This is a genomic window from Fictibacillus solisalsi (assembly GCF_900103485.1).
Lineage (GTDB): Bacteria > Bacillota > Bacilli > Bacillales > Fictibacillaceae > Fictibacillus_C > Fictibacillus_C solisalsi.
The window spans coordinates 2,359,228-2,372,490 of record NZ_FNHW01000001.1; the positions used below are offsets into that span (position 1 = coordinate 2,359,228).

Sequence of the window (13,263 nt, forward strand, 5' to 3'; positions counted from 1 at the left end):
GTAAAATGGAAGAAGAAACCTTTTTTGCAGGGAGGATATCTGTTGTTTAAGTATGGGGCAATATTTTCTGTTATTTTTTCTGTCATCGGATTGGCGACACCTCTATTAGCGTCTGTCATTCCCTTTTTCAACCATTCTAAGATCCTGATCGTATCGGCTTCCTTATTGTTGTCTTTACTGTTTTCTCTCTTGGATTATGACTCGGATTGGAGAAAGGTAGCCTTTTTATTCTCATTTGGCGTGATCAGTATGATGGGCATATGGTACTTGTTGTGGTCAGTACTCTTCCCGCCTTTGCCTTGAACCTTCAGATAAAGGAGATAAAGATGAATTTTAAGAATACGCTAACAGCAGGATTAATTATTAGTTTAATAGGACTCCTATTTTTGATAAAGAGTGCCACCTTTGGTTATTCCATGGCAGTCAGTTGGTTAAGTGATTTCGGAGATGGGGGCGCAAATCCAAGTGATTATAATACTATCTTAAAAAGCTACATAACTATTTTCGTAATTTTAGGCAGTCTGCTGTTTGCGTTCGGCCTTTTCTTCATCAGCTTTTCTTTCATCAAATTGTGTGAAATGAAGGGAGTTGATAAACTATGAAAAACTCTTTCTCAATCGCTATCATTGCCTCAATGATTATTTTGGCTGCAGGGTTCTTTTTAACAAATTCCATAGTTTGGGTTTATGCATTGGCTGCGGTATGGGCTATTGACATCCTCATAAAAGGAATCAAAGCCGTCAAGCAAAAAAACACGTTGGATATTATGGGTTCCGTTTTTTTGATCGGTGTTTACGTTTTTGTTATGAAGGACGTTTTGACCAGCTAAATACAAAAGAAGAGGGGATCTCCCTCTTCTTTTTTTGTGCAGCAATTGTTATTTTTCCGAAGATTGATCGCGGTATTCGTTCGGGGTAATGCCCTCAACCTTTTTGAATACTTTGCGGAAATATTTATCGTCCTGGTAGCCGATCATGCCAGCAATTTCATAGATTTTCAGGTCACTGTTTTTTAATAACGATTTCGCTTTGTTCATGCGGATTCTTACCAAATAATCCGAAATGTTAACATTGAGTTCCTGCTTGAATTTCCTCGAAATGTATTCCCTGCTGATGTAAAAATGGTCCGAGATCTCCTGAAGTTTTACATCCCGGTCAAAGTGGGATTGCAAATACTTTTCAATTTCATGTATGATGTTGCCCTTTTGTTTTGAAGCTTTCTTTACTTTTTTCAGAAAGACGGAAATTTCCCGGCGGATTCTTTTCTTGTAGTCTTCCAGATTAAACGTGCCCTCAGCATCAAAATAGGGGTCGATCCGTTTTTCAATGCTTTCACTTGATCCGATTGGAAGATTGTAATGTTTGAACCATGTATTGCTGATCACCTGATATTCGTTTTCAAAATGCAGCAATTGCTTCAATGACAAATAGCGGTCCTCGGTAAAATCGTTTGTCACATCCTCAATGAGATCGTCAAACGCTTCGATTCGTCCGGCCATCATTGCGCCTTCAATGTCGGAACTATAGGACATCAGGCTTTTCGGTGAGATAATTTGAATCGCATCCTGTCCATAGACCCGCTTTTCTTTACGCTCCAACAGATTGCTCGAAAGCAGTACTTGCTTGGCATGCTGATATGATTGCAGCAACCCCGCGGTACCGGTAACTGCTTCCCCAATTGCGATCGGACAAGAACGATTCAATACCTTCTTCAGTGTCTGATGAATTTGGGACAGACGGTCCTCGATCTGGTCGAGCTTGTTCCAGTAAATCATAACAATTTCACCTTTGCTGGAGAGGTAGCGGAAGCCGATTCCGCAGTCACACTCCATAAGAATTTCGTTGATCACATTTAAAATCGTAAAGTAAGCAAGATCCCTGTCTCCCTGAAACGATTCAATCGTTTTGCCATCCATCCGCATGAGAGCAACCATATAGGTTTGAGACAATTGAAAGCCAAGCTCTTTGTACAGCTCATCCTTGATACTGTCACTGCTTACAAGCTGGGTAAGCTTCCGGTCACGAAACACCGGTTTCATTTCATTGATCATCTGGTAGCTGCTTTCCTTGCTTTTGCGGTCTGCTTCTTCTTTCTTCCATTCCTCTACGGCGTTTTTCAACGTCTGATTCAGGATTTCCGGATCAATCGGTTTAAGAAGATAGTCATAGCTCCCAAAATGAATCGCTTTTCTCATATAGTGATAATCATCATAACCGGTTACCACGATGGTTTTGCTTTTCGGATGATTCGCCTTAATCCATTCGAGAAGCTGTGTGCCGTCCATCTTTGGCATCTTCATATCGGAAAATATAATCTCAGGCCGGTGCTCCTGAATCAAATGAATGGCATCTTCCCCATTTTCGGCTTCATAAAATTCACCGATACCGTTATCTTCCCAGTCACCAAGCAGCCGGATTCCATCTCGAACGTGTTTCTCATCATCAATAATCAAGACTTTCAAGATTGTTTCACCTCTTTCGGCATTACCCTGGGAATCTCAATGGTCACTATAAAGCTTCCTGCATCTCCGCTTTCCACTGACATTTTTGCCTGATTGCTGTAATAGATCTGAAGCCGGTCATAAATGTTTTTTAACCCGATGGCATCGCTGCGTTCTTCTTCTGATGGATTTTCCTCGAAAAGCGCACGCTTCAAATCCTTTAATTGCTGAGTATCAATGCCCCTTCCGTTATCGCTCACGGACAGTTTAATTGTTTCTTCGTCTATGGCATGCCCTTTGATTGTGATAAAAGCTTCCTCGATCTGCTGATCAAAACCGTGCTTGAAGCTGTTCTCCACAATGGGCTGTAAAATCATTTTCGGAACCATAATCTGATCAACTTCTTTTTCAACCTGAAGCTCATATTCAAATTTGTCTTCGAACCTCTGCTTTTGCAGCACCAAATACGATTTCACATGTCTCAGTTCAAGATTCAATGGAACAACATCTTCATTCATGTTCATGCTGTACCTCATGATGTTGGATAAGGAGGTTAACAGCGAATAGACGGGTGCAGCATTTGATTTAAGTGCCAGCGTACCAATCGACTGAAGTGCATTGTAAAGAAAATGAGGGTTGATCTGAGAACGCAGCACCCTGAGCTGAGATGATTTATTTTCAATCTCCAATTTGTATTCCCTGTCAATCAGCTGATTAATTTTGGTGATCATCGATTTAAAGTTGCGGCCAAGCATGCCAATTTCATCATTCCCCAACGAATCAAAGTCAGCTTCAAGTTCCCCATTCTCCACCTTTTTCATGTTGTTGCTTAATACTTTTATCGGCGCGGTCAGCTTAAATGAAACAAAAAATGTTGCCAAAAGTACGATGAGCAAGGTAATAATACCGATAAAAATATTCATCAATGCCGTTTCCCTTGCGCTCTTGTAAAGAACGTCATACGGAATCCTTTTTATAATATACCAGTTTTTATACGGCGCCGAAAAACGCTCGTACACAATCTCTCCCGAAAATTTCTTGTCCTGCCATTCCAGGCTTTTACTGCCTTTTCTGCTTTTCTTAACCTGAACGAACCATCTGTCTTTATTTTTGTTTCCAATCAGATGTTCATTGGACGAATAAACGATATTCCCTTGATCATCCATAATGTATAGATCTTCAACACCCTTTGTATACAGACGGTTTGAAAGAGAGCTAATCTTTGAAAGGTTTATATCAATCGACAAGAAGCCAAGAAACTTATCTGAAGGAACGTCACGGATCATATTATGAAAACTCAAGACTTTTTTCTTTTCGGAGTCTGGAATATCTGACAAATGATTATAAGGATAAATTTTATGAGGCGGCTCAATGATGGAGAAGGTGCTGCTCTTTTTCAACTCGGCATAATACGGATGTGAAAAAATGTTCTCATACTTCCCTCTTCCGCTGATGGAAGAATGAAAATTGGTATACGAATCCTTTTCTTTATCGATGTACAGATGCATCTGTTCAATTTCCGGACGAGTGTTAAATAAATAGGCGAGCAGCCGGCGAACCTCTTCCTGGTTGTTGTTAAAGTCGGCCGATACTCCACCCCTCATTACATTCATAAAAGGAGTATACCGGTATAAAACCGTACCCATATCTGCTACTTCATCAAAGTAAGCAGCGAGGTCCTCTTCTCCCTTTTCAATTAAATCATGGTTTGTGGAAACAAAGCGGTCATTAAGCGCTTGTGTCGTTTGATAATACGTGACGGCAATCGAGGTTCCAAACGGAAGCACGGTTGCTACAAGCAATAAGATGATGAGTTTCTTGCGGATCCCCCACTGCATACCAATTTGGTCAGCTATACTTCTGGCTAACCTTCCTCCCTTTCATTATATTGCTTACAGAATTTTCTTTATTGTAGCATAATCTTCTCATTTCTTTATTCAAAAATCACTGTTCAATATTTTCCACCCTGTTGGTCAATGTAAGCCGTTTCATAAATTTCCAGAATCCCTAAAATAAGAGGTACGGGAGGTGCTTTATGTGAATAGTCAGACGAAAGCTACAAATCTTCAAGGTGGTGCCTTACAAAAAAACACCAATGTATCAAAGCCTGTTTCCATGGCTTCCAAGAAAAAATGGAAAGATGCAGGATTATTCACTCTTTTTGTTGGCCCTGTTCTGTTAGCGTTTACAATAATCGTTTTAATCCCTTTCTTTACAGGGATCTATTACGCCTTCACCGATTGGAACGGAGTAACAGGGAATATCAATTGGGTCGGATTCGATAACTTCAAATACTTATTCACGGAAGACAAGCAATTTCAGGCTTCGTTTCTGCTAACCGCTAAATACACAGTCGTTGCCATTATACTTACCAATGTGATTGGATTTGCGCTTGCCATTCTGGTCACACAAATGCTTAAGACAAGAAACATTCTGCGTACCGTATTCTTCATGCCGAACTTAATCGGCGGATTGCTTTTAGGCTTCATCTGGCAGTTTATTTTCGTCAAAGGGTTTGCATCCATCGGGCAAATCACAGGTATTCCACTTTTTGAAATGGCCTGGCTTGGAGACGCAAAAACGGCGTTTTGGGGAATCGTAATTGTCAGTGTATGGCAGGGAGCCGGCTACATTATGATCATCTATATTGCCGCTCTGCAAAATGTTCCTCAGGAAATAGTGGAAGCTGCTCGTATCGATGGTGCCAACCGATGGCAGATCCTTCGCCATATTACCATCCCGATGGTAGCACCAGCGGTAACCATTTGTTTATTTTTAACCACTGCATCATCGTTCAAAATCTTTGATGCCAACCTGTCCCTGACGAATGGCGGTCCGTTCAAATCAACCGAAATGCTGGCACTGAACATTTACACAGAAGCCTTTGTCAACAACCGTTACGGAATTGGTGAAGCAAAAGCGTTGATCTTCTTCATCGTTGTTGCAGCCATTACGGTCATACAGGTTATGTACACGAAGAAAAAGGAGGTTGAATCGTGATGGAAAATAAATATACGGGCAAAACATTCATTGTTGAAATCCTTGCGATTCTGCTTGGCCTGCTCTTTCTGGTTCCTTTCTATTACGTAATCTCAAATTCTCTGAAGCCGTTCGCCGAAATCCTGACCAATACTTCGGCGCTTCCCAAGGTCTTTCAATTTGAGAACTATGTAAACGCATTTGAAAAGCTGAACTACCTGAAAGTATTTTCAAACTCACTGATCATTACGGTCGCCAGCAACGTTGTTCTTGTAGTGTTCTGTTCCATGGCCGCCTACATGTTGGTCCGGACCAAAAAGAAAATCAGCAATATCATTTTCATGATGTTCGTTGCAGCCATGATCATTCCGTTTCAGTCCATTATGATTCCCTTGATCAAAACGGCCGGAACATTCGGCCTTCTCAACAGCATCTGGGGACTGGTCATCATGTATCTTGGATTTGGATCAGGGATGACGATCTTCCTGTACCACGGCTTTATTAAAGGAATTCCAAAAGAACTGGAAGAAGCTGCAATTATCGATGGGTGTTCCCGGTTCGGAGTATTCTGGAGAATTGTGTTCCCGCTGCTAAAACCGATTACAGTAACCATTGTAATTCTGAACAGCCTGTGGATTTGGAATGACTTCTTGCTTCCGTCACTCGTTCTGCAAAATCCGGAATTACGAACGGTACCACTCGCTACGTTCTTCTTCTTTGGACAGTATACGAAGCAATGGGATCTTGCACTAGCCGCTTTGATCCTGGGTATCATTCCTTTGCTTATCTTCTTCTTCTCTATGCAGAGGCACATTATTAAAGGCATTACCAGCGGTTCCATCAAATAAGGTTATTCTTATATCAAACTATAAATGAACCATTTTCAGGAGGGTAAAATCATGGTTAAAAACATGAAGAAGTTTTCATTAGCAGCAGGTGTCCTTTCCGCATCACTTCTTTTTACAGCAGCTTGTTCAAGTGACGGCGCATCAGGAGATAAAACAAGCGGAAGCAAGGGCGACAAAGTCGTCATTGATATGTTCCAGGGAAAAGTGGAAATTGCCGACCAGCTTAAAGCATTGACCGATCAGTATACAAAAGAACATCCTAACGTAACCTTTAACATCGAAACCGTAGGCGGCGGTGCAGATGGTGGTGCAGCTCTTAAAGCGAAATTTGCTTCCAACAAAGCGCCTGATATTTTCACCAGCTCTGGTTATCAGGATGCCGTCACATGGAAAGACAAACTGGAGGACCTTTCCGATCAGCCATGGGTAAAAAATGCATATCCTAATGCATTAAAGCCAATGACACTGGATGGAAAAGTTCTTGGCCAGCCGGTAAACCTCGAAGGCTACGGATTTGCATACAACAAGGAATTATTCAAAAAAGCAGGAATCACCAAGCTGCCTACTACATTCTCTGAGCTGGAAGCGGCAGCAAAAAAATTAAAAGCCAAAGGCATCACACCTTTCTCAGTGGGTTATGGCGAGTGGTGGGTGCTTGCAAACCACGGCTTGAATGTTCCATTGGCGTATCAGGAAAGTGCTGACAAGAACTTTATCAATGGTTTGAACGAAGGTAAATCAAAAATCGCAGACAGTAAATACTTTGACGATTATTTCAAATTGCTTGACCTGACGATTAAATATGGCAACAAGAACCCGTTAACTACTGACTACAACACACAAGTCACGCTATTTGCCAGCGGTGATGCAGCGATGATCCAGCAAGGAAACTGGATTCAGCCGATGATCGACAAAATCACACCGAACATGGATGTTGGTTTTATCCCAATGGCACTGAACAACAATGAAAAAGAAGCAGATAAGCTTATGGCAGATGTACCTAGTAACTGGGTCGTATACAACAAAGCGCCTGAGGCCGATAAAAAAGCAGCAAAAGACTTCTTGAACTGGATGGTGTCCTCTAAAGAAGGAAAAGAAGCGTTGACGAAGGAATTCAAATACATCCCTGCCTTCAAGAACATTGACGCAAAAGCAGAAGATATCGGACCACTTGGTGCCGAAATCCAGAAGTACTCCAAAGAAGGAAAAACCTATACTTGGCAGTTCATGAAATACCCTGATGGTGCTGGCCAAGAGTTTGGATCTGCTCTTCAAGCCTATGTTGGCAAGAAAAAATCCGAAAAAGAAACATTGGAAGCTCTTGATGCAACATGGAATAAATTAAAGAAATAATAGAACACAAAACCCCTGAAGCTGAGCTTCAGGGGTTTACTTATTGATTCTGGTAATTTTTTCAGACAAAAAAAAGGCAAGCATAGCAATTAATAACGTTCCGATGAAAAAAGAAATCCGGCCAAACACTTGATAACCCACGGTTTTGCCCTGGTCCATGATTTCCGGTGAGTAACCCGCCGTTAGAAAAAGGCCGGATACCAGCTGTTTGTTTTTGTTTGAGTAAAACAAAAACCAGCTGCCTTTTAACAGACAGCTGGTCATCCTCTTATTTTTCCGTATTCCTGTCATCCTTCATTAAGGTTTTCATATCAATCTTAAGCATCCGGTCTCTTGGATAAGAACCTGTATACCGATATTTGTTAGCGCCGGATTCAAAAGACACATACAGATCACTTTTTACGAGTACAGCTCCCTCTTTCATAGGAATGGCCGTAATACTCTTAACCGGCTTTGCATTTTCCCCGTCAAGGAACCAAAGAGGCACTTCTTTCCCCCCAATGGTTACATATTCATGCGGTTCTTCTTTCATCGGATCATTATATCGATACAGAACACTGTCATTCGCCCGACCGTAAGACGTTACCAGAGAAATTCCCTTCTTCTGGACGATTGCTCCCTGTACCTTTCCAATAGTGGAAAAAACATAGTCTGGTTTTGCGGGCTCATTGCCTGCAGGATCCCACTGCTCGCGAGTCAGCATATCGTTATTCGGTCTTAGCTGGTATCCTACCATCCACGCATACTGCATTTCACCGGCCCGGTTTACGAGATGATGAGAAGGATCGGTAGGATAGGCATTTGGCTCATAAAACTCACCGACCCACAGAACTTTTTTGTCATCATCATAAACATCATAAGCCGCCTCTACGGGTACCGGGATCTCGTTTGTGAACGTAAGCTCATCATTATTTTCTGCGGAGACAATGTCGTTAACATCCAATGTAAATAGGGATTCTTCGGAGGATATCCATACATGGTCCATACTTACGGTAACACCCCCTGCGTGTCCGGTGTAAGGTGTCCCATCCTGATTGTACAGCACCAATGATTTTACTAGTTTTTCAGTTGTGGCATCTACCACACAAAGTGTCCCTGGTCGGCCATCATCCAAATAATTGATGGTAAACAACCAGTTCTTTTTCTTATAATAACCAATTCCTTGAGGAACGAGGTCTTCTGCCAGTCCGGGGATAACAGGGCCATCCTTGGATATATCCCATAGTGTTTGATACGCGGGATTTCTGTCGTTTGATGATCTTTCGGTTTGCGTGATCAGCTGATGATCGGGCTGAACGCGCAATACGGGAGATTTCGGTGATTCATTTCCCGAAGTATCTTCAGCCGTGATCTGGAGATCATAATTGAGATGGCCAATCAGTGCAGACATGCGGAATGAATTTTTTGACGGATCAACCGAATATTCGAGAGTGCCGTTTTTGTAGATGTTATAACGATAGAGGTCCGTTTCTCTATTGGGATTCCAGGTTAAATTGATTTCACCGTTTCCTGCCTGTGCCTGAATACCTGCTGGAACAGCTGGTGCCGCATCATCCAGTTTTGGTCTTGCCGGGCTTTGCCCTGATACCACCCAGCCAGGTGTAGGCGATTGGCTTCCTGCCAAGGTTTTCATCGTAGTGCTGCTGTCTGTCGGAAAGCCGAACGTAATGGACTTGTTTGCACTTACCTGGCTTCCGGTATACTTCGCTTTTACGATCTCTTTTCCACCCGGATCGTAAACGGAAACCGTCTGGTTGTTACTGTTTACCAGACCGCCCACATTTTCAATTGGTTGTATATGATCTTGTTGTATGTATTTACTTGAATATGAGGAAAAGTAAAGGTGGTTAAATCCTTCCAATGTCATAGACTGGACTTCCTGCCTTCTTGGCCAAAACAGGACGGTATCCCACGGAGCGATTTTAATCGGATTCTCGATTGCCGCATTCCAGTTGCTGGACGCAATATGATAGCCTTGAAGATTGATCTCCTGATCGCTGTTATTATAGATTTCAATGTACTCGAACGCATCAAATCCTGCATAATTGTCCGTGTCCGGAACGACCTCTGTGATCAGCAAACGGGGAATCGCACTTTCAGCCGCTGCCGGTTTAATCGTGTTTAATCTTAAATCCGTACCCAAACCTATAGCACATGCCATCATACCAATCAGCCACTTCCTGCCTCTCATTCCTTTTCCTCCTCGAAATTTTTTCCCACCAGATAACCACCTCCGACCACACGAAAAACCCCATGACCAAATGGTGTGCTGCTCATTTTGCAGTACACATCTGTTCACAGGGTTCTCCCATATCTCTACCCATACGGATATTAAACTCGTTATCTGATTATTCATAATCATACCTAGATGTTAAACGTTTTACAATAGAAAATTGTTTAAGCCTATGATTTAAATGCCCTCGAAAATTACGTTGACAGACTTATTTGAATATTGTATAAATGATTTAGCAATCCAAAAAATTTAATGTAGCTTTATGGCCGGAGATGAAGAGAAGCCATAGTCATTAAAAACATGGTACATGTTTTTTTGGCTATGGCTTTTATTTGTTCTTTTCCATAATGTTACACAGAAAAAGGGGGAAAAAGTAATGAGCTTTGAGCATTTGGATTCTCCAAAACTAAAGCGCTTTCAAAGGAAGGTCACCCTGCTGTCGGCTGCCGGTACGTTTCTTGATGGTTTTGACTTAACCGTCATTGCCGTAGCCATGCCGCTCATTTTAAGCCAGTGGGAAATCACTCCTGGTCTTCAGGGGCTAATTACTTCGTCTGCAGTCATTGGCTCGTTAATCGGTGCTTTATGGCTCGGAAATTTAACAGACAAATACGGAAGAAAAGCGATGTATGTGGTTGATTTGGTCGCATTTGTCGTCTTTGCTGCCTTAACTGCTTTCGCACAAGCCCCGTGGCAGCTCATTCTGTTCCGCTTCTTACTTGGGATTGGTATCGGAGCTGACTATCCGATCTCTGCCACCCTTGTGTCTGAATTCAGTTCCACCAAAAGCCGCGGCAAACATAGTACTTCACTTGGTGCCATGTGGTTCGTCGGAGCGGTAACCGCCTACCTTATCGGAATGCTGATGCTTCCTCTTGGTCCGAGTGCGTGGAGATACATGCTGCTGGTCGGTGCTGTATTTGCTCTTATTGTTTTCTTTTTCAGGGTTACACTCCCCGAGTCACCGAGATGGCTTGCCTCAAGAGGACGTGAAAAAGAAGCGGAAGAAATCATGCTGAAGATCACAGGGCAAAAAGTTATCATCAAGCCGGATGCAGCACCAAAGCAAAAGGTCGGAGCTCTTTTTTCAAAATCTCTTTTCAGACGAACGTTCTTCGTTTGCGGTTTCTGGTTCTGTTATGCGGTCGCGTACTATGGAATTTCCATGTATACACCAACGATCTTAAAACCGTTTACCAATGGTTCACAAATGATGGTATATACAGGTTCCCTGACGGTGAGTGTACTGGGCTTGCTTGGAGCCATTGTCGGATTGAATCTGGTTGAAAGAATCGGCAGACGGCCGCTTATTATTACATCATTTACGGGATTATCCATCGCGTTAATCATTCTCGCATTAAATCCCCATCCTACCATGGCCTTTTTAGTTATTCTTTTTAGTTTAGCTGTTCTGTTTGCCAATATGGGTGGAGGCATCCTGAACTTTGTCTACCCGACGGAACTGTTCCCAACCAGTATCCGGGCAAGTGCTTCAGGTCTGGCTACCGGGGTAAGCCGTATCGGTTCCATTCTCGGAATCCTTGTATTTCCGAATCTTGTCGCCGCATGGGGAAATTCCAAAGCACTTTGGTTCTTCGCGGTAATCAGCATGGCCGGCCTGCTTGTTTCTGTATTGTTGGCCCCGGAAACAAAAGGCAAAAACCTGGAGGAGCTCAACAACGAATTAAACGTAAGTCCAGGAACAACATTGAAAGGAGAGAATCATGGAGAAATGGCTTAACAGCTGGTCACTTGGATTGGATGCTGGTTTGAGTGACTTTGAACGTCTAAAAGAAGCCAGGTTCACAGGCATTGAAGTCCTGGCAGAACAGAGGAAAGCAGCAGACTATCTGGAATTTGCGCATCGATCCGGTTTCAACGTGGGACTGCACCTCCCCTTTCATGATCTGAATTTGGCTACTCCCGATTCAGTAGTCTATGAACGTACATTTTCTATTTTAACGGATTGGATCAAAAGGCTCGCTGACTACGGAGGGACACATGCTACCTTTCATGGCGGATATGCCTGGTTTTCTGAAGAAAAGCATGAATGCTTAGAAAGGGTGGCGGAACGGATCCTGCGGCTGGATGAGGTAGCAAAACCGTATGGAATTGACCTTCTGCTGGAGAATTTGATCCCCGATCATTTGAACTATTGTCATCAGGTTGCTTCCAGCCTGGATGAATGGGTTGATCTCATAAAAAACACACAGGTCAAGGCTTGCCTGGATACAGGCCATCTGAATCTTATGGGCAATGAATTGAAAGAAGCGGTCGACCGGCTCGGCGCCTGTCTTGGGGCTCTCCACCTATCAGAGAATGATGGAAAAACAGACCTTCATTTACTCCCGGGTGACGGCAACCAATTTACAAAAAACGCAGGGGAGCATTTAACCAACTGCCAATTTAGCGGGCCGATAATCTATGAAATCAACCCATACAAATACTCGCTTCAGCAAATCATTGATCATCAGTCAAACACCAAGTCAGTCTTGACGTAATACACTATCGCAGGGAAGAGATGAAGAGAACCCCCAGCTATTTTGCCTTTACTCAATAGGAGGCTTCTTTAGCTGGGGGTTTTGCATCATTAGCTCATACGTATCGGAGGTATCACAATGGCAAAAGGTTTTATATTGGATTTGGATGGGACCGTCTATGTGGAGGAAAAAATCCTGGAGGGTGTTAAGGAATCCATCGACTATTTACGGCAGTGCGGTCACAAGGTGGTCTTCTTTACCAATAAATCCATAGCCACACGGAAAGATTATGTAAAAAAACTTCGGGGATTGGGAATTGATGCATCCATTGAAGATGTCATTAATTCGAATTACATTACAGCTATGTTCTTAAAACAAAAAATGGCACCGGAAGAAGCTGTGTACGTGATTGGAGAGGCTGCTTTATTCGAGGAACTGCAAAATGAAGGAATCCGGTTGACCGCTGTTCCGCGCGAGGCCAACTATGTGGTTTTGGGATGGGACCGGCAATTTAATTACCGCAAGCTGAATGATGCCTACCAGGCATGGGCTGCCAATAACGCGATGATTATCGCCACAAATCCTGACCGGACGTGTCCGATGATGGACGGACAGCTTCCTGATTGCGGGTCCATCATTGGTGCTTTTGAAGGAACAACCGGTCAGCCTGTTGACTATATTATGGGAAAACCCTCCAAACTTGCAGCCGATATTGTGATCAGAGAAATCTTAAAGTTGTCACCCGAAGATTGCTATATTGTCGGAGACCGTCTGGAAACGGATATACGAATGGGCATTGACCATGGCATTCAGACAGTGCTGGTCATGTCAGGCATCACCACGGAAGAGATGGTCAAAACCTCCATTCATAAGCCTTCTTATGTACTTCCAAGCATGAAAGACATCCATCAATTACAAATCAGTTAAAAA

13 protein-coding genes are annotated in these 13,263 nt (G+C 42.9%); 9 read left to right on the top strand and 4 right to left on the bottom strand.

The annotated features are described in order from the left end of the window. Positions 1–42: 42 nt before the first annotated feature. The 3 genes from BLT53_RS24720 to BLT53_RS12090 are packed head-to-tail and all read left to right on the top strand — an operon-like array spanning position 43 to position 829. Positions 43–303, top strand: a complete 261-nt coding sequence (locus BLT53_RS24720; protein ID WP_139168396.1) for a hypothetical protein — start codon at positions 43–45, stop codon at positions 301–303. A gap of 23 nt (positions 304–326) precedes the next feature. After that, positions 327–602: a hypothetical protein gene (locus BLT53_RS12085; RefSeq protein ID WP_139168397.1), complete on the top strand. Its 276-nt coding sequence runs from the start codon at positions 327–329 to the stop codon at positions 600–602. After that, a complete protein-coding gene (locus BLT53_RS12090) occupies positions 599–829 on the top strand; it encodes a hypothetical protein (RefSeq protein WP_090235167.1) in 231 nt (76 codons plus the stop codon). Before BLT53_RS12085 ends, BLT53_RS12090 begins: the two co-directional genes overlap by 4 nt. A 48-nt stretch (positions 830–877) precedes the next feature. Here the strand turns inward: BLT53_RS12090 and BLT53_RS12095 are convergent, their stop codons facing one another. Beyond that, complete coding sequence (locus BLT53_RS12095; protein WP_090235169.1) at positions 878–2,461, bottom strand: response regulator; 1,584 nt, start codon at positions 2,459–2,461, stop codon at positions 878–880. Continuing rightward, positions 2,458–4,278: a sensor histidine kinase gene (locus BLT53_RS12100; protein WP_090235170.1), complete on the bottom strand. Its 1,821-nt coding sequence runs from the start codon at positions 4,276–4,278 to the stop codon at positions 2,458–2,460. The genes BLT53_RS12095 and BLT53_RS12100 overlap by 4 nt, the downstream gene beginning before the upstream one ends. A 277-nt stretch (positions 4,279–4,555) precedes the next feature. Here BLT53_RS12100 and BLT53_RS12105 point away from each other — a divergent pair, with 277 nt between their 5' ends. From BLT53_RS12105 to BLT53_RS12115, 3 genes are read left to right on the top strand one after another with little or no spacing between them, the layout of a single operon-like run. Next, positions 4,556–5,440: a carbohydrate ABC transporter permease gene (locus BLT53_RS12105; RefSeq protein WP_090236856.1), complete on the top strand. Its 885-nt coding sequence runs from the start codon at positions 4,556–4,558 to the stop codon at positions 5,438–5,440. Beyond that, the gene (locus BLT53_RS12110) at positions 5,440–6,267 is read left to right on the top strand and encodes a carbohydrate ABC transporter permease (RefSeq protein ID WP_090235172.1); all 828 of its coding nucleotides are present in this window, start codon (positions 5,440–5,442) and stop codon (positions 6,265–6,267) included. Before BLT53_RS12105 ends, BLT53_RS12110 begins: the two co-directional genes overlap by 1 nt. A gap of 51 nt (positions 6,268–6,318) precedes the next feature. Beyond that, complete coding sequence (locus BLT53_RS12115; protein WP_090235173.1) at positions 6,319–7,620, top strand: ABC transporter substrate-binding protein; 1,302 nt, start codon at positions 6,319–6,321, stop codon at positions 7,618–7,620. Between the two features lie 36 nt (positions 7,621–7,656). Here the strand turns inward: BLT53_RS12115 and BLT53_RS12120 are convergent, their stop codons facing one another. After that, positions 7,657–7,884 carry a hypothetical protein gene (locus tag BLT53_RS12120; protein WP_090235174.1) on the bottom strand — a complete coding sequence of 76 codons (228 nt, stop codon included), beginning with the start codon at positions 7,882–7,884 and terminating at the stop codon, positions 7,657–7,659. Between the two features lie 4 nt (positions 7,885–7,888). Next, positions 7,889–9,811, bottom strand: a complete 1,923-nt coding sequence (locus BLT53_RS12125) for a lamin tail domain-containing protein (protein WP_170834329.1) — start codon at positions 9,809–9,811, stop codon at positions 7,889–7,891. Between the two features lie 418 nt (positions 9,812–10,229). Here BLT53_RS12125 and BLT53_RS12130 point away from each other — a divergent pair, with 418 nt between their 5' ends. From BLT53_RS12130 to BLT53_RS12140, 3 genes are all read left to right on the top strand, one after another. Then, positions 10,230–11,594: an MFS transporter gene (locus tag BLT53_RS12130; RefSeq protein WP_090235177.1), complete on the top strand. Its 1,365-nt coding sequence runs from the start codon at positions 10,230–10,232 to the stop codon at positions 11,592–11,594. After that, the gene (locus BLT53_RS12135) at positions 11,578–12,354 is read left to right on the top strand and encodes a sugar phosphate isomerase/epimerase family protein (RefSeq protein WP_090235178.1); all 777 of its coding nucleotides are present in this window, start codon (positions 11,578–11,580) and stop codon (positions 12,352–12,354) included. Before BLT53_RS12130 ends, BLT53_RS12135 begins: the two co-directional genes overlap by 17 nt. 117 nt (positions 12,355–12,471) lie before the next feature. Next, positions 12,472–13,260: an HAD-IIA family hydrolase gene (locus tag BLT53_RS12140; RefSeq protein ID WP_090235179.1), complete on the top strand. Its 789-nt coding sequence runs from the start codon at positions 12,472–12,474 to the stop codon at positions 13,258–13,260. Positions 13,261–13,263: the final 3 nt, after the last annotated feature.

What these genes read in the sequence shown, in the direction of transcription:
- BLT53_RS12085 (WP_139168397.1), top strand. Translation starts at nt 327, where the DNA reads ATGAATTTTAAGAATACGCTAACAGCAGGATTAATTATTAGTTTAATA.
- BLT53_RS12090 (WP_090235167.1), top strand. Translation starts at nt 599, where the DNA reads ATGAAAAACTCTTTCTCAATCGCTATCATTGCCTCAATGATTATTTTG.
- BLT53_RS12100 (WP_090235170.1), bottom strand. Translation starts at nt 4,278, where the DNA reads ATGCAGTGGGGGATCCGCAAGAAACTCATCATCTTATTGCTTGTAGCA.
- BLT53_RS12105 (WP_090236856.1), top strand. Translation starts at nt 4,556, where the DNA reads ATGGCTTCCAAGAAAAAATGGAAAGATGCAGGATTATTCACTCTTTTT.
- BLT53_RS12110 (WP_090235172.1), top strand. Translation starts at nt 5,440, where the DNA reads ATGGAAAATAAATATACGGGCAAAACATTCATTGTTGAAATCCTTGCG.
- BLT53_RS12115 (WP_090235173.1), top strand. Translation starts at nt 6,319, where the DNA reads ATGGTTAAAAACATGAAGAAGTTTTCATTAGCAGCAGGTGTCCTTTCC.
- BLT53_RS12120 (WP_090235174.1), bottom strand. Translation starts at nt 7,884, where the DNA reads ATGACCAGCTGTCTGTTAAAAGGCAGCTGGTTTTTGTTTTACTCAAAC.
- BLT53_RS12125 (WP_170834329.1), bottom strand. Translation starts at nt 9,811, where the DNA reads ATGAGAGGCAGGAAGTGGCTGATTGGTATGATGGCATGTGCTATAGGT.
- BLT53_RS12130 (WP_090235177.1), top strand. Translation starts at nt 10,230, where the DNA reads ATGAGCTTTGAGCATTTGGATTCTCCAAAACTAAAGCGCTTTCAAAGG.
- BLT53_RS12135 (WP_090235178.1), top strand. Translation starts at nt 11,578, where the DNA reads ATGGAGAAATGGCTTAACAGCTGGTCACTTGGATTGGATGCTGGTTTG.
- BLT53_RS12140 (WP_090235179.1), top strand. Translation starts at nt 12,472, where the DNA reads ATGGCAAAAGGTTTTATATTGGATTTGGATGGGACCGTCTATGTGGAG.